Here is a 16,202-nt window from a genome sequence, read left to right as displayed (position 1 = left end):
AAACCCGGCCCACAGGGGGCCGGGTCCGGGGATTATTTCCAATATTCCAGGTTGGAGTCGTCCAAGCCGATGTCCTTGGCGCGGAAGACGGGGTTCTTTTCCTCCGCTTTCTGCTTTTCATAGTCTTTGCAGGCCCGGATGGCCACGCCGCCCAGCGCCACACAGGCGGGCAGGTTGATGAGGCACATCACGGCCATGAGGATGTCGGCAATGGCCCATGCGGCGTCCATGCTCAGCCCGGCGCCCAGGAGGATCACCGCGGCGCACAGCACCCGGAAGAAGGTCATGAAAGCCCTGGAGGGCATCTTGCGGTTTATGAAGGCAAGGCAGTTGTCCACATAGTAGAGGTTGCCGAGCAGCGTGGTGAAGGCGAAGAGCACCATGGCGATGGTGACGAACACGGGGCCAAAGCCGCCGAACACGGTGGAAATGGACTGCTGCACATAGGGGGCGCCGGCGATGTCCGCGGTGGGGGTCACGCCGGAGCACATGCACATCAGGGCCGTGGCGGTGCAGATGAGCAGGGTGTCGATGAATACGGAGAGCATCTGGACCAGGCCCTGCTTCACCGGGTGGGACACGTCGGCGGCCGCGGCGGCGTTGGGGGCGGAGCCCACGCCCGCCTCGTTGGAATAGAGGCCCCGCTTGATGCCGTACATCATGCAGGAGCCTGCGATGCCGCCGAAGATGGCCTGGAAGTCAAAGGCCTGCTGGAAAATCTGGACAAAGACGGCGGGAACCAGCTTGATGTGGAATACAATGATGATCAGGGATACGGCCACGTACAAAAGGCCCATGATGGGCACCAGGGTGCTGGTGACCTTCACGATGTTCCGGCCGCCGCCCATGACACACCAGCCCACCAGGATCGCAAGGATGACGCCGATGATCCAGGGGGTGACAGAGGGATTGTAGAAGCCGTAGGCCTTAAAGGTGTCCTGAAGGTTGTAGGAGGCCAGCATGTTGAAGCCGCCTGCATAAGTCAGGATCAGCGAGACGGCAAACACCACCGCCAGGGCGCGGTTGTGCAGGGCGGTCTCTATGTAGTAGGCGGGGCCGCCGTAGCTGTCGCCGGTCTCGGGGTTGCGGCGCTTGTAAATCTGGGCCAGGGTGCTCTCAATAAAGGCGGATGCGCCGCCGATGAGGGCGATGATCCACATCCAGAAGGCCGCGCCGAACCCGCCCAGGCAGATGGCGGTGGACACGCCCACGATGTTGCCGGTGCCCACCCGGGAAGCGGTGGAGACCATCAGCGCCTGGAAGGAGGAGATGGCTCCCTCCTTGGAGGGCTTCTCCGACACCACGCGGATGGACTCGCCGAACATGCGCAGCTGGACAAAGCGGGTCTTAAAGGAGAAATAAAGGCCTGCCGCCAGCAGGACAATGATCAGGACGGGATAGTACAAAAAGTCGTCAATGGATACCAGGGCTTTGGTTACGGAGTTCAAAAATGCTTCCATACGTTCTCACTCTCTCTTCTCAAAAATATACAGGCACTGCGGCCCGCTCCGGCGCCGTCCCTCTCCCGGCGCCTCCCCGCCGCTCGTCCGGCAGGGAAAGAGGCTCTCCCTTTTTATCAAAGCGCAATTGCGCGCGCTTTTCCGATCTACAGGTCCTTGCCCGCAAAATAGTGCAGCCGCAGGGCCTGGGACAGATATTCCAGCACCCGGTAGGCACCCACGCTGTTGCCCTTGGCATCCAGGGCGGGGCCGAAAGCGGCAATGCCCATCCGGTCCTCCACCGATGCCATGATGCCGCCGCCCACGCCGCTTTTTGCGGGGATGCCCACCTTCATGGCAAACTCACCGGAGCCGTCGTACATGCCGCAGGTCACCATCAGCGTCTTGACGATGCGGACGATCCAGTTCTCCACCAGCCTCTCCCCCGTGGCGGGGTCGACGCCGTCGTTGGCCAGCACCACCGCGTATCGGGCCAGATCCTCCGTGGTGACGCTGACCGAGCACATGCGGAAATAGAGGTCCAGCGCCAGCTCCGCGTCGCACTCCAGGATGTTGTCGCTCTGCATGAGATAAGCCATGGAGCGGTTGCGCATACCGGATTTTTTCTCCGAAAGGTATACGGATTCATTGAGCTGGATACTCTCCCGCCCGCAGAGCCGCCGCGTCAGGTCCATGAAGGCGCCGAAGGGGTCCTCCAAATCCATGCAGCAGCTGGCCGTGGCAATGGCCCCGGCATTGATCATGGGGTTGAGCGGGTGCAGCGTCTTGGTCTCCAGCTTCACAATGGAGTTGAAGGCGTCGCCGGTGGGTTCCACGCCCACCTTGCTGAACACCTTTTCATACCCTGCGGTCTGGAGGGCAAAAATCAGGCATATGGTCTTGGAAATGCTCTGGATGGTGAACTCCTGCTGCCAGTCCCCATCGTGGTAGACGGTGCCGTCTTTGGTGATCAGGCAGACGCCGAGCTGGCCGGGGTCGCCGTGGGCCAGCTCCGGTATGTACGTGGCCACCTTCCCCTCGGGAAGGAAGGTGCGGGCATAGCGCATGGCCTCGTCAATGGCCTGTTCAATGGAAATCATGGAAGGACACTCCCTCTCGTCAAGCAGCCTTTCGGCAAACTGACCTGTTTTCTGTTTCCATTGTACCACAAAACTGTGCAATGCGCTCATCTGGGATTAAAATAACCTTATTGGTTTCTGATATAGGGAAAATGCGCAGTTGAATTCCGGGGTTTTTGTGTAAAGTAAACAAAAATCCAAAAAGGGAGAAACCAAATCCCCGGTATTTTCCAAAATAGTATATAATAGAAAAAAACAAAAAGAAACCGCATATTGGAAAATAGTACAATGCCGCGGCGGCAGCAAGGAGGCCTTTTACTTGAATGTCAAACACCTGGAGTTTTTCTGTGCCGTGGCGCAGTACGGGTCCATCAACAAAGCCGCCCAGGCGCTGTATATCTCCCAGCCTCATCTGAGCCACATCATCCGGGATCTGGAGGAGGATGTGGGCTTTGCCCTGTTGGAGCGGTCCAAGCAGGGCGTGTCGCTGACGCCGGAGGGCCAGCGGTTTTTGGAGCACGCCAGGGTGATTTTGCAGGAGATGGAGAACCTTAAGCAGTTTTCCCGGCGGCCGCAGCCCGACAAGGACCGGCTCAGCGTGTCCATGACTAAGTTCTCCCACACCATGGAGAGCTTCAACGACGTATGCGTACGCAACCAGCAGACCCAGCGCTTCTCCTACAGCCTGAACGAGGGAACCGCCATCGACGTGGTGGACGACGTGTGCGGCGGCGTGGCGGATGTGGGCGTCATCCATGTGGCCCAGCATGCGCAGGAGAGGCTGCTCTCCATGCTGAAGGAGAAAAACCTTGAGTTTCAGCCCCTGGCGGACTTGACGCCCCACATCGTCATCTCCCGCAACCACCAGCTGGTACGCCAGGGCGCGCCGGTGACGCTGGAGTCGCTGCGGGACTATGGCTTTGTGCGCTACTTCGGCCAGTACGAGGATTTTATCTACAATATCTCCACCGACAGCCGGCAGTTGGACCTCAACGGTTCACCGAAGATCATCTATGTCTACGGCCGGGCGGCGCTGCTACATCTGATCGCCCACAGCAACTTCTACACCATCGGCATCCAGAGCTTTCTGACGCAGGACTCCATGTATCAAATCATCTCCGTACCCATTGAAAACTGCACCGAGCGGTTGACGTTTGGCCTGATCACCCGCAAGGGCGGGGAGCTGACGCAGTCGGAGCGGGAGTTCATCGATGATGTCACTGCCCGGTATCGGAAGATACAGGCCATGGAGACATAAAAAAGGCCGGCACGCTGCTGCGTGCCGGCCTTTTGGCCTTCAGGCCGGAGAGGACTCCACTTCCTCGTCGGTGATCCCGGCGGAGCCGCTCAGTTGACTGCTTTGCAGCAGCGTCCAGAAGCGCATGAGCGCGGCGGCCAACACCAGGCTGCTGGCGACCCGGTTTACCTCTGAGAGCTTTCGCTCCAGACCCGTTTGCTGGGCATTGGACTGCTCCGACAGGCGAAAGAAGAACACCAGGGCGCAGATCGTCAGGATGCTGGACAGGGCCTGCCAAGGGAAGAGGGACTGGGGGTCGCTTTCCCGGCAGATGAGCTGGCGCTTTTGCTCGGAGAGGACGCCATAGGAGAGGAAGACGGCTGCGATGATGAAGGTCAGATAGTGCTGGGACTGATTCAGCGTGGAGAGCGCCTGGCATAGAAACCCGCTGTCGCCTTCTTTCAAAAAACCGCCTCCTCCCGCTTTCAGAAACAGTATATGAGCGAGTTTTGAGATCAGCACAAAACGAGACGGAGCGCGGCTGTCAATCCGCAGACAAAAGAGCGGTCCACTCCGCCTCCGTCAAGCCGTCAGAAAGGCGCAGGGAGTAGGCGTATCCCTGGTCGGCCCAGAGGGCCAGGCAGTAGGAGCCGCCGCTGCCCTTCAGGGAAGCGGTGAGGCTGCCGGCCTTCAGGCTGGTCTGGGTGTCATATATGGTGTAGTCCCCGGAATTATCCTTGCTTCCGGCAGATTTTCGAAAAACCGCCGTCTGCCCCTCCCCGCTGTACGTGATTTGGGCCAGCTCGCTGCCATAGGCAAGATACTCGCTGGACTCCACGTCAAAGGGAAGGCCCTGGACATCGGATACAGGGAAGCCAACCTGCTCCTCCAATGCCGCAAGGGAGGTGCACTCCACCAGGTTGGGGGTGACCAGGAGGGGAGGGTCAGGCTGGGCGCTCATCAGGTCCGGGAGAGCAACCGCCCCCAAAATCAGGAGTGCAAGGCAGGCCGCAATGGACAGGGACCGCCAGCGGCGGGGGAACCGAACGCTCTTCCCCGTGGGCGTCAGGTCCGCGCTCTGGATGCTGCGGAGGATGCGTGAGCGCATTTCGCCGGTCACTTCGATCCGCTCCATGATCTGCTCATACTGTCCCATCGAAGTCATACGCCTCCTTCAAAACTTGCTTCAGCTTCGCCCGCCCCCGGCGAAGGTCCGAGCGGACGGTGGATTCCTTTCGCTTCAGGATTTCCGCAATCTGCACCGTGGGGTATCCCTCCTGATAAAAAAGGTGGATGACCTCCCGGTATGGGACCGGCAGCTGCTTGACCGCGTCCCAGACAAAGGACAGGTCCTCCCTGTTCTGCGCCGCCAGTTCCTCGTTCAGCTCATCCGCGCCGCGCACCTTGTTGTAGTCAATCCGGTTTTTGCTCAGATTGGAGCAGACCCGCATGAGCCAGGCCTTCTCGTGGCGCTGGTTCTCAAAAACCGGGGCTGTTTTCAAAAATTGGATCAGCGTATCCTGGAGCACCTCTTCCGCGTCGCTTTTGTTGTGGAGATAGGAGTAGGCAAGGCGCAGGATGCTGTTTCCGTGGTCGGTCAGAATCCGCTCCGCCCGCTGGTTGACCCCCTCCTCCGCAGACGCCCCTTCCCGGGAAGAATCCAGGTCTTCCGACAGGAACAGCGCCCGTGAACAGCGGCTTATGAGGGAGAGCGCACGATCCAAACGGGCGGCGCCGGGCCAGCGCCGGGTCAGACAGACTTCCACCATACCATCTCCTCTGTATCGTCAGGCGGCAGGCCATACAAAAAAGCGTATGGCCTGCCGCCTGCAGGTTACTTCACAGCCTGGATGAAATTGGTCATCTCACTTGCAGAGACGCCCTGGCTGGAGCTTACAGCAAAAGTATACCCTCCGCTGCTCCAGGTTGCAAGGCGAATTTCACCGTCAGCGCCCTTCATGGTCACCTGAAGGCCATCCACCGTGACGGACTTGGTCTGCGCGTAGAAATTGTAGTCGCCGCTGACGTCACCGCTGCCGCTGCCTTTGCGGATGCACAGCTCCTCTTCCCCATTGGCGTAGACCACCTCAATGAGGGAGCCCTTGATGACGCGGATCCGGGTTTCCTTGCAGGCGGAAGAGGCCTCAGGGACAGTGATGGAGAAACCGGCCAGGTCCTGGGCCTCTTTCAGCGTGGTGCAGTCGGTAAAGGGGTTGGCAAGCTCCGTGCTGCCGGAGTCGGTATGAATGAGGATTTTGCTGCCCTCAACGGCGATGGTTCCCTCTTTGCTGCCCAGGAGGGCGTCAAACAGGCCAAGGGGCACATAGGTGACGCCGTCCGTCACATAGGGGGCGGCGCCCAGGGAGAAGGGGGCGCTCATGCCCACCAAGTCGGGGTTGCTGGTGGTGACAATGTAACTGTCCTTGCCGATGGTCACCGTGGTGTGCATCACTCCGTTGTCCACCAGGACGGTGCCGTTGCTCCAGGTGACCTGGAACCCCAGTTTCTCTGCAATGGCCCTCAGGGGAACCATCACGCAGGCCTGGATGCCGGTGTCCTCCCCGTTGACCTGGATGGTGTAGGTGCGTTCAGGCGCCGTGTCGGCTGAATTGCCGGCGGCGGGCGAGATCAGGCCGGCGTCCGCCGCAAGGGCGGAGAGGCCCATCACTGCTGCCAGGGCCAGGGACAAAGATGCGCTAACCACTGTTTTTTTCATAAGAATCGTCCTTTCGTGATCGCAGGGATCCGTTATTTGCTGTGACGTCTTATATACAGGCGGGGCAGCGCAAATGTTGCACCTTTGGAAAACTTTTTTGCGCGGATCAGCGTTTCGGGCATGTAGGCTCATGGCTCTAAATTTCCGTATGCGGCGCTTCCTACTTCCGCGCGTTACGCCGCGGTCAGAAGAGTGGTCAGGTCGCGATACTCCTCCGCGGTCAGGCGGTCAGCGGCAAGGTATACGTCCATCTTTTCCTGAAGGCCGTCCGTGCGGCCCTTCTGGATGAGGAGCTTGCAGAGATTGAATACAGTTGTCATTGTTTTCTCCTTTCTTTATCCGGCGGTGAGTTCCAGCATGCAAAGGCGCTCCTCGTGTTCGGCCATAAGGTCAAGGGTGATGTCCCCAGCTGCCTGATTGGCCTCCGCTTCCGCCAGCTTGCGTGCTGTTTCAGGTGTGGGCTTGTAGATATGGAGGCCGTCGGCGCTGACGATCTCAACGTACCCGGCTTTCGGGGGGAGAATCGGTTTTGTGATTGGCATTGGTTAACCCTCCTTTTTACAGGCTAATGCTCTGTGTTGTGGCTCCTCCTTCGTTAAAGGTCGTGGAGCCTGTACTGTTGCCCTCTTTGCCGTTGCCGGCCTCTGCGGTGTAGGTTCCGTACTGGTTGACTGTGAAGGTAAAGGTAACGGTCTGATCCACCTTGTCGCTGTCGGCATGCAGGGTTGTCCCATCCGGGCAAGTAACAGTTAGCCCATTAAACGATGGCATAACATAGAGAGTTACAGTCAGGGTTAACGCTATCGCCGGAGTTACTGCCGGTGTCGAAAAGCCCTCCTTTGCTTTGATGTAGGTAAATCCATATTCACCACTCACTGCGGGTAGCTTTCCTGCTGACGAGGTATAATAAATTCCATTTTTGCTGCCAGTTATCCATGTGGTATCTATATAGTCGACCGATGCAATTTCTTCATAATCGGGGACATCAATCCAACCTGAACTCAAGTTTTGCGTTATATAAAGATGATAAGCGCTTGGGGATCCGTCTTGTGTGGCCACGGCAGCCCAATATCCTCCGCCATAAGCTATATCAGAAATATAACCAAGGTTGGAGGAAATAAAATGAGCATCCCATATTGAATCACTTGATGGCATTGCGTCTCGACAAACCCATATACATGGCTTTCTACTTCTGGAAGAAGAGTTTATCGTTCCTTTGAATCCATACAAAATCCACATTCCGTTGGTATACGTAACCCCAAAGAAATGACTCGGATCACTTGCATCAGAATATTTCACCGACGTATATGCCATGGTTGTAGGTGAGCTTCCAACCCAAATTGCATCGGCATACGACCCGTCCTCTATTACGAATACTCCATTTTCTTACACAATGCTTTTAATTGGCCCAGTATTGCTGGTTCGGAGGCTTTTTTCTTTCCACGTCCCGGTTAAATCGCTTGCATACCATAATGAGGAAGTGTTGGAATACGAACCGCCGCCTTCTCCGGCACCAATGACCCAATATCCTCCTCCGTAGGTAATACAATGGCCCTGGTCATATCCAGTACCGATCCTTTTTGTTGTCCACGTACCAGTAATGTCAGTTGTGTAAACTATATAAAGCTGGTTATTGGCGTTGTAGCCACAGGCCGCAATAGTCCCATTGTAAAAAGCAATATCTTCCCATGTGTAATCAGATGGATTGGTGCCAGTAGCCAGCGACCAGGGGCCATTGATGCCTTGGGAATATAAAATACACCCGTCCTTCTCTGAATAAGATGGGGCATTTCCAAAACACGCTATATAGTAGTCTCCAACGCGAATTACCTTGCGCAATCGCCGCGACATCAGGTACTGTCTGCTCCCAACAGTGCTTTGAAGCTCAGGATTCATAAAGTCATGAGCATCTAAGCTTAAAGGTGTCTCAGGGAGCATGTTATAAAGCTCTGGATATTCCATCTGATTTACCGTTTCCCCATTGCAAAGAAGCCACTTGTCTCCCAGATCAGTCCTCACCGTAGTCTTTATGGTTCCGATCGGCTCAATCCTGTTCGGCAATGCGGCAAACGCCTCCGCCGGCGTGTGATCTCCTGCGGCTTCTCCAAATACCGCCTGCTCCGCGTTGGAGTTAAACAGCGCCGCCTTTCCCAGCGGCGTGCCCTCCTGGGTGGGCTGATCCGCCCGCACCATGTCATAGGTGTTGGCCTGCCCGGATACCGGAGTCAGCTTTACCCGTCCAGGGTGAAGAGGCACACGGTCTTTCATATTCAACACTCCCCTGCATCAATCTCGCCGCTGTACGTCCACGCGGCGGCCATATTGCCCAGCAGAAAATCCAGGTCCTTTAAAATCTGCTCAATGTCGTTGGCTTCCCACCACCAGAGGTTCGCCATGTCCCCCGGCGTCTCCGGCGTAGTGGGCATCACGGATATCAGACTCCGTAGCTGCTCCACCTCAGCCAGGTACTTCACCATGTCGGCCTCCCGTGGGATGTCCCCCATAGCCCAGTCCTGTTTCGGGCTTACGCTGACCGCGTATCCATAGGCGGCAAAGCGACCCGCCACATACTCCACGGCGGCGCCCACCCGGTTTAGATCCTCCGCGTTGTAAGCGCCCTTGGAGCCATTTGCCCACTCCGCCAGCTCGGCGGATGTGCCGGACCAGTTCAGGGCTCCGGCGGCCTCGTCATAAACCCACAGGCCGTTTAAGTATACCGCCCGGTCTACATCCTCCTGCGCCCGGTCGGTAACCAGGCTGTCTATCGTGCTCATGCATCCTCCTTGTCCCAGTAGATCACCACGCAGCCGTCGGCGCCGCCAACGCCCTTAGTGCCCTTGCCTGGATAGTTGTCCACCACCTCATAGGTGGTGGTCCAGTGGTTCCCGTCCTTGTCCGTGCCGCTGACAGTCTCATAGTGGCGGTTGCCCTTGACACCGCCAACACCCTTTGCCCCGCCGTCCCCGGTGCCGGGAAGGGGCACCTTGACTCCGGAACGGGCAAAGGAGTCGCCGGAGGCCACGTCCGTGTAGCCCAGGGGGAAGAGCTGCCCATTTGCGCTGGAGTACTGGCCAAAGACGGCGTCGCGCCCGATGGAAACGGAGAAGGTCTGTTCCGGGTTGATGTCCACCGTCCCGGCCCAAACCTTGCCGCCGGCGCCTTCCACGCCGTCCTCGCCGGCCATGCCCCAGGTTCCGTCCGTACCGTCCGTGCCGTCGCCGCCCCTGCCCACCAGGATCAGGCGCAGCTTGGAAACGCCGGCAGGCGCGGTCCAGGACCCGCCCTCGGTGAGGACCGCCCGGCTCTGAAAGAGGAAAGAGCCGTCCGCCTGCAAAAGGACGCTGCGGCAGCCCTGCAGCACGCCTCCGGTAAAATCAAAGGACTGGTGCATCCTGCGCGCCGTGGTGGCGGAGGACTCGTTGAGCCATACCGTGTCCACATCGCCGATTTCAGAGGACATGTCCCCTCTTCCCGTGGTCTCCAGCTGGTTTCCGCCATAGGAGGAGAGGATTAGCCTGGCGGCAGACAATGCGTCCTCCTTCGTGTGGAGGAAGGGGTTGTCCACGCTGACCGTGGCGCTGGAGGCGGTGGAGTTGCCGGAGACCACATACTCCGTTTTGGCCTCGTCGTATAGCTTGAACGTGATGGCCGCCAGATCGTCGTTGGCCCGCATGACCGGATAACTTGAAAGGTTGTCCAGGTCCAGGCGGTTTCCCTGGTTCCAGAAAGGTTCCACGGTCAGCTTCCCGGTCTCTGCGTCCGCCCGGGGCCATGTGAGTGCGGCCATGCAGGCAAAGCGCAGGATGTCTCCGCAGGTTTTCCCCGTGACATCGTCCGCGCTGTTGGCGGTGACGGGCAAGTCGGCATAGTCGGGGTCCACCGAATACAATTTCTCAAAGTTTTTGCCAAGCTGGGCCGTCAGGGACGCGATCCACCCCTCCAGCGTCGTCGGCAGTGCGGCGGGGACCAGATAGTCCCGGTCCGCCAGGAGCCCGATGATGTCCACCAGATACCACTGCATGGTCAGTCCGTTGTCGCCGGTCTTCCAGCCGCCTGAGTATTGATAGAAAACCCCCACCCGCCGGTACTCGTCCGTCCCGTCCGCAAGGCGGACCCCAAGCTTCACATCCACGCCCTGCCGCTCCTCAATGGACTGGAAGAGGCCATTTTTGCTGCGGGGCTCAAAGCGGCGGTCCAGGTTGTCCATCTTCAGCGTGCAGGTGCCGTAGGGCAGCGCCAGACAGGCGAAATTCCCCTGGTGCTGGATGTTCAGCTCCGCGATGATGTCCTCGTCCCAGCGCTCGTAGACGCCGGGGAGGATCTCCGCGAGGCGCATCCTGCGGTATGGGAGGGACCACCTGGTCACGGTGACGCGGATGGCGTCCGGGTTGTGGACAGTAAAGCCGTCTAAGGAGACGTGGTCTTCCCGGTTCCCCGTGAAGGCTTTGCTGTAATAGGCCGTACCGCCCTGCCTGACTTCCACGGTGAAGTCCACCGGCACGCCGTCGTGGCCCGCTGAGGGGAAGTATACGGAGCAGGCCTGGAGGATGGAGACGTTGGAAAAGCGCATCTCCACCCATGTCGGTGTATCAAAGGTGCCGTCCGCGCCGGAAAGGGTTCCGCCAACAAAGCCTGCCTGGCCAGTAATCGCGTCGTTGCTGTCCGGCAGTACGGCAAAGGAGCCGTCCAGGAGCCAACGGTTTTTTTCCGGCGTCGCGTAGGGCGCCAGAGTGAAGACCTTGTCGTGCAGCTGGTCGCCCGAGGCGAACGCCGCCCGGCTGTCGCTCAATGCGTCCCCATAGGAGATATCCGGGTCTATAATGTCTACGACTGCCTCGATGAGGATGCGCCGCGCGTCCGCCACGATTGCGCTTTGGTATCCCGCCGACGACTCAATCATGGGGCCTCACCTCCCGCAGGGTAAAGGACAGATTGTGCCAGAGCCCCGTTCCGCCTTTGGAGAAAGCAAAGGTGGGCGGCGTCAGGCTTTCCAGCAGGAACGTGCCGGTCTGCATGGTGTCGGAGTCATCCGGCAGATAGGTCACGGGGAAGGGCTTGCCGGACCGCAGCACCAAGAGAACCTGGCGGCACAGGTCGTTTCCCAGATAGTCGTAGGAATAGGTGATCACCTGAACGCAGCCTCTGATCTCCTTGATCCGCCGCCCGGAGATCATGTCCAGGGAGACGGACAGTTCGCTGGGGTGGCATTGATATTTGTCCTTGCTGGTTTCCGGCAGATAGAGCCCGTTCAAAATAAGCTGTGTCATGCGCGCACCTCCGGATTGGCTCGGCTGACCCTGCGGAAATCCCTGATGGTGGCCCGGTAGAACTTTTCTCCATCCACCGGGATCTCAACAATCAAGTCTCCGCTGGCCACAGTTCCTTGGTTCATAGAAATGGCGTTCACCGCCTGGGTAAGCAGGGAACTCACGTCCTGCTGATGGTTCGACGCGGGAATGCTGAAATTTTTAGGCATGGAGCGGGTGATGTAGGCTTGGGCCGCTTCTTTTGTCAGCACCCGCTCACCCTGATGCAGCTGAGCAAGATAGCCGTCAAAGGGCACATAGGGCAGCCCTGCCGCGTGGGAGCCGTCCACGATATCCGCGCTGAAGGCGGCGGAGGAAAGGATGCGTTCCATCTCTCTTGCATTGCCGGAGACCTTTTCATAAATCTCCGCCTCCTTGTCGCTCAGCCCGTCGATAATTGCCTGGTCGATTTCCTGGCCGTTTGCAAAGGCTGATAAGAGTGCGGGGTCGAGCGCGCCGTCCAGTTTATCCTTGAACTCTGTTTCCAGGGTCTTCAGTTCGTCGCTGTAGAACTCCTCCGCAATCCGTTTTGCCTCAGTTTGCTTCTCGTCCCAGGCTTCAATATAGGCCGCCAGGTCGTCCTCCGACATGCCCAGCAGCAAGTTGCCGTACTGCGTGGCGTCGTCCACATCCATGCGGGTAATCTCGCCAAGAAGATCGCCTGTAACGCCGCTGTCCTTCAGCTGCCGTAGGGTATCGCCGTAGTCCCGGATGGCGTCGGTCTGGCGCTGGATGCTCTCGAGGGACATTTTATCGCCCTCGACGGTAAACAGGTCGCCGTACCCGGCCAGCTTTTTCGCCATATCACTCTGCTTGTCCATGATGGCGTCAAAGCGGCTTTCCAACTCGCTGACCAGGGCGCCCGTCTGTTCCGCCCAGAGCTTCTTTTCATCCTCCGCCAGCTTCTGATCATACTTGTAGAGTTCCTCGTTGATTTTCCGATACTCAGAGAGGTTGCCTCTATCGGTCAGGTACTGGTCCCGGTAGCCCTCGAGAGCCTTATAGTACTCCTCCTCCGTGATCTCGCCCATGGCAAGAGCGTGATCCAGGGTGGAGCGCAGCTCTTTGAATTTGGCCAAGTCCTTCTCCGCCTGGGTCTGGATTTTTTTGGAGGTGGATGCGGAGGTTTTGGCGGCTCCAGAAGAAGCGGTGGCATAGCTGTCAAGATTCTTCTTGGACTGCTGCAGGGCTGCTATCTCTTTGTCATAGGCGGAAACGGAAGCTTCAAGGCCGTCCCTGGATTCTCGCTTGCTGTTTCGGACGGCCTTCGCCTTATTGTAGTGGGCGATGGCAGCGTCGTTTGCCGCCCGCGCTTCCTCTATCAGCGCGATCCTTGCCTCCACGCTGGCCTTTTTTGTCTGCAGGGTTTCAATCCGTTCATCGATCTTAGCCCTTGCGGCCTGGATGAACGCTTCCTTGTTCAAATGAACTGCGCCTGTCTCCTGGTCTATGACAAGCGCAGACTCATACCCGGCGTCAATCAGCTTCTGCGTGGTTGCCGCGCTGAGCTGGCCCTGGTCCTCCTGCTCCTGAAGGGCCGCGGTCAGCGTGTCCTGGGCCGCGGTTAGCGACTGTATCTGATCTCCGCCGCTTTCCGCAGTTCCGGATAGGTTGGCCAGCGCCTGTTCAGCCAGCTCCAGTTCTGCCTCCGCATCGGCGACGGCTTCTTCATTTTCCTCGATGGCGGACTGAAAGCTGACCACAGATGCATTACTGTCCTCCAGCTGTCCCTTAAAGGAGAGGTACTGGCCGCGCAGGTTCGCCACATCCTCTGAAACGGACCGATAAGGGATGTCCTCCACCGTGTTGTACGTGCTTCTGAACTGCTCGTCGGTCATCCCCAGGGTGGCCAGAAGCTTTTCATAGGAGGAATCCATCCCAGCGGCAGCCACATCGGCCGCAGCCTGGGCTTCGCTAAGCTTGATGCTGTTTTTTTCCGCTTCGATCAGAACGGCGGAGTAATTTGCATAGAGGGAGTTGTAGTAGTCCTGATAGGCCTGCTGCTCGGCGTTGGCTTTCCAGGCATCTACGTTGTCCCGCAGGGCCTCCGTCCCGCCCTTGATGGAATCGGTCTCCAGGTCGATGGAGGAGGCCAGCTCCGGCACCACCTGGCACAGCGTGGCCAGGGTGTCGTGGTATTCCTTGGCCTGCTCGTCCGTCTGGAGCCCGGCGGCCTTCATGGATTCCAATTTATCTATATACGTGTCCGCCACGTTGGCGGCCGCCTCCGTGGCGGCCAGGGTGTCGCTGTAGCGGTCCTTTGCTCCGGCCATGGCATCGGCTGAGGCCTGAGCGGCGGTTGTCAGCTCTTGGACGGACGGTACCGCGCTTGAGGCTGATGCCGCCGCGGTTCCGATGGCGGCGGCCAGCCCAACAAACGCGGATACGATGCCTACGATGGGCATGGCCGTCCCCGCCAGGACCGATAGGGACGAACCGATGGCGGAGAGCACGGTGTTTACTGCCCCAAGTGCGGTGACGCCGGTCACAAGGGTGCCCACCGCGGCGGCCACGCCGGTCAGCGCTTCTATCAGCCAGGGATTCTGCTCGATGAAGTCCGCCGCCCAGGAGAAGGCTTCGGTTCCAAAGCTTGCGGCGTCCTGGAGCGCCGGAGCCAGGACGTCTCCTATGGCTGCCTTGACATTGGTGAGGGCGTTTTCGCACATTGCAAGCTTGCCCTCGGTGGTCTCATAGTGTATGCCGGCCTCATCGCTTAAAGCTGTGTTCTCTTTCCAGGCCTGGCCGGAGAGGGCCAGCGCGCTGCTGAGGTTGTCCGACGACGTGGCCAGGGAGGTAAGCAGGCCTGCCTGATCGGCGGAGGAAAGCCCCAGCTCCTCCAGCACCGTTGCGGCACTTTGACCCTGTTTCTCCAGTTCTCCCAGCCCGGAGAAAAAGGCCTGGATGGCCGTGACGGCGTTGTCCTGAAAGGCCGCTGAAAACTCGGCTGCAGAGAGCCCCGAGACCCGGGCGAAGGTTTCCAAAGCGGCGCCGCCGGAGGAAACCGCGGATTCCATGGCGGTTAGGGCTTCGTTCAGAGCGGCCCCTCCTGTTCCCGACTCGGCAGCCACGCTGGCCATGGCGGCGGCCAGGGCCATGATCTCCGGCTCTGTAAGTCCCGCCTGTACGCCGGCGGCGGCAAACTCTGCGGCAAGCTGGATGATTTCCTGTCCTGTGGCGGCAAAGTGGTTGTCCAGCTCCACAATGACGGAGCCCAGGCGCTCATAGTCCGCCGCCGAAGTGCCGGTCATGGCAGAGAGCTTTGCGAAGGCGGAGGTGGCTTCCTCCGCACTCATGTCGGTGCATTCCCCCAAACCCAGCATCACCCGGGAAAAGTCCAGCACATCCTCCGCGGCAATGCCCAACTGTCCGGCAGTTTGGGCAAGCGCTGCAATTTCCTCAGCCGAGGCCGGCATTTCGGTGGACATTTGCTTGATGCCGTCCGAGAGGTCCTTCAGTTGTGCGTCTGTGCCTCCCACCGAGCCGGATACGTCGGCCATGGCGCTTTCAAAGGAGACAGAGGCATCCACGCAGGCTTGAAGCGCCGCTTTGATCTGTTCCAGGCCCTCGGGGATGCCGGCGTCCTTGAGGGCGGACGCCAGTGTGCCGATGGCGTCTGCGGAGGCATCCGCTTCACGGGCGGCTTCCTTGGATTGTTTTGCGTATTGACTCGTGGCTGTTGCATGCTTGTCGGCGGATTTTTTCGCCTCCTCCAAGCGCGTTGCGTTGTCCGCCAACTGGACATTCAGCCGCTCTAAGTCCTTCTGGGCGCCGCTGACCGTGTCCTGCCAGCGCTCCACGCCTTTTTGGGCGGCATCCTGATACGCCTGGGCATCGGCTTGCGCCTCGCGGTAGCGTCTCAGCGCTTCATTCAGCAACGACTGCTCCGCTGAAAGGCCGGTGGTGCTGGTTTTGAGCCCGTCAAGGCGCTTTTCGGCGGAGGCGACCTCTGCGCCCAGCGCCGAGGCGCTGTCCATGTATTTCTGCTGGGCCGCCTGGGCACGCTCCAGGGCCTTCCGGCTTGCCTCCAACTTCTTTTGCAGCTCCGTCTGGATGCTCAGTAAAAGGTCGTTTTTTGCAGACAGGGCCTCTATGCTGTCGGCGCTGCTGAGGACTTGATCCTCCACCTGAGCAAGCTGGGCTTTCAGCGCGTCCAGAGCGCTGTTGATTTGGGAAATGGACTGCAGATATTCCCGCTCGCCCTCAATGGCAAGTGAAATCACTTTGGCTGCCATTCGCTTCACCCCTTTATATAGATATAAATGATAAAAACAGGAACCATCAGGGCCTGATCGGCGCAGCTCCGCTTCAACAGGGCTTAGGGCCGGTCAGTCACTTGACCGTTCCCGCACCAGCAGCTCCCACAGGTCAAAAAGCAAACCTGGAGGCATCCCCATAGTCTCCCGGGCACTATACCCCAAAGCTGAC

The 16,202-nt window shown here is 59.0% G+C and carries 15 protein-coding genes; 1 reads left to right on the top strand and 14 read right to left on the bottom strand.

What is annotated here, in order from left to right; all coding sequences use genetic code 11:
• Positions 1-32 precede the first annotated feature (32 nt).
• Both H8790_RS12010 and glsA read right to left on the bottom strand, forming a co-directional pair.
• On the bottom strand, positions 33-1,460 hold the full coding sequence (locus H8790_RS12010) for an alanine/glycine:cation symporter family protein (RefSeq protein WP_187332749.1): 1,428 nt from the start codon (positions 1,458-1,460) through the stop codon (positions 33-35).
• A gap of 146 nt (positions 1,461-1,606) precedes the next feature.
• Entirely contained in the window at positions 1,607-2,530 is a 924-nt protein-coding gene (gene glsA, locus H8790_RS12005) for a glutaminase A (RefSeq protein ID WP_404821722.1), read from the bottom strand.
• Positions 2,531-2,837: 307 nt separating this feature from the next.
• Between glsA and H8790_RS12000 the strand changes: the two genes are divergently transcribed.
• Positions 2,838-3,776: a LysR family transcriptional regulator gene (locus H8790_RS12000; protein WP_187332747.1), complete on the top strand. Its 939-nt coding sequence runs from the start codon at positions 2,838-2,840 to the stop codon at positions 3,774-3,776.
• A gap of 39 nt (positions 3,777-3,815) precedes the next feature.
• Here the strand turns inward: H8790_RS12000 and H8790_RS11995 are convergent, their stop codons facing one another.
• The 12 genes from H8790_RS11995 to H8790_RS11940 all read right to left on the bottom strand — a co-directional run bounded on the left by H8790_RS11995 (position 3,816) and on the right by H8790_RS11940 (position 16,009).
• Positions 3,816-4,220 (bottom strand): hypothetical protein, encoded by a 405-nt coding sequence (locus H8790_RS11995; protein ID WP_187332746.1) that lies wholly within the window; start codon positions 4,218-4,220, stop codon positions 3,816-3,818.
• A 79-nt stretch (positions 4,221-4,299) separates the two neighbouring features.
• On the bottom strand, positions 4,300-4,920 hold the full coding sequence (locus tag H8790_RS11990) for a hypothetical protein (RefSeq protein WP_187332745.1): 621 nt from the start codon (positions 4,918-4,920) through the stop codon (positions 4,300-4,302).
• A complete protein-coding gene (locus H8790_RS11985) occupies positions 4,898-5,524 on the bottom strand; it encodes an RNA polymerase sigma factor (protein ID WP_187332744.1) in 627 nt (208 codons plus the stop codon). The genes H8790_RS11990 and H8790_RS11985 overlap by 23 nt, the downstream gene beginning before the upstream one ends.
• A gap of 65 nt (positions 5,525-5,589) precedes the next feature.
• Positions 5,590-6,471, bottom strand: coding sequence for a copper amine oxidase N-terminal domain-containing protein (locus tag H8790_RS11980; protein WP_187332743.1), 882 nt, complete (start codon positions 6,469-6,471; stop codon positions 5,590-5,592).
• 173 nt (positions 6,472-6,644) lie between these two features.
• A complete protein-coding gene (locus tag H8790_RS11975) occupies positions 6,645-6,791 on the bottom strand; it encodes a hypothetical protein (protein ID WP_187332742.1) in 147 nt (48 codons plus the stop codon).
• Between the two features lie 15 nt (positions 6,792-6,806).
• Positions 6,807-7,013: a hypothetical protein gene (locus H8790_RS11970; RefSeq protein WP_187332741.1), complete on the bottom strand. Its 207-nt coding sequence runs from the start codon at positions 7,011-7,013 to the stop codon at positions 6,807-6,809.
• 16 nt (positions 7,014-7,029) lie between these two features.
• Positions 7,030-7,785: a hypothetical protein gene (locus H8790_RS11965; RefSeq protein ID WP_187332740.1), complete on the bottom strand. Its 756-nt coding sequence runs from the start codon at positions 7,783-7,785 to the stop codon at positions 7,030-7,032.
• Between the two features lie 72 nt (positions 7,786-7,857).
• The gene (locus H8790_RS11960; protein WP_187332739.1) at positions 7,858-8,739 is read right to left on the bottom strand and encodes a hypothetical protein; all 882 of its coding nucleotides are present in this window, start codon (positions 8,737-8,739) and stop codon (positions 7,858-7,860) included.
• A gap of 2 nt (positions 8,740-8,741) precedes the next feature.
• Positions 8,742-9,245, bottom strand: coding sequence for a hypothetical protein (locus H8790_RS11955; protein ID WP_187332738.1), 504 nt, complete (start codon positions 9,243-9,245; stop codon positions 8,742-8,744).
• Positions 9,242-11,371, bottom strand: a complete 2,130-nt coding sequence (locus tag H8790_RS11950; RefSeq protein ID WP_187332737.1) for a hypothetical protein — start codon at positions 11,369-11,371, stop codon at positions 9,242-9,244. The genes H8790_RS11955 and H8790_RS11950 overlap by 4 nt, the downstream gene beginning before the upstream one ends.
• On the bottom strand, positions 11,364-11,738 hold the full coding sequence (locus tag H8790_RS11945) for a hypothetical protein (protein ID WP_187332736.1): 375 nt from the start codon (positions 11,736-11,738) through the stop codon (positions 11,364-11,366). Before H8790_RS11945 ends, H8790_RS11950 begins: the two co-directional genes overlap by 8 nt.
• Entirely contained in the window at positions 11,735-16,009 is a 4,275-nt protein-coding gene (locus H8790_RS11940; RefSeq protein ID WP_187332735.1) for a phage tail tape measure protein, read from the bottom strand. The genes H8790_RS11945 and H8790_RS11940 overlap by 4 nt, the downstream gene beginning before the upstream one ends.
• Positions 16,010-16,202 lie beyond the last annotated feature (193 nt).

The sequence above is a fragment of the Oscillibacter hominis genome (genome assembly GCF_014334055.1).
In the GTDB taxonomy this organism is placed as follows: domain Bacteria; phylum Bacillota; class Clostridia; order Oscillospirales; family Oscillospiraceae; genus Oscillibacter; species Oscillibacter hominis.
This window is presented reverse-complemented; position numbering and strand designations above follow the sequence as displayed.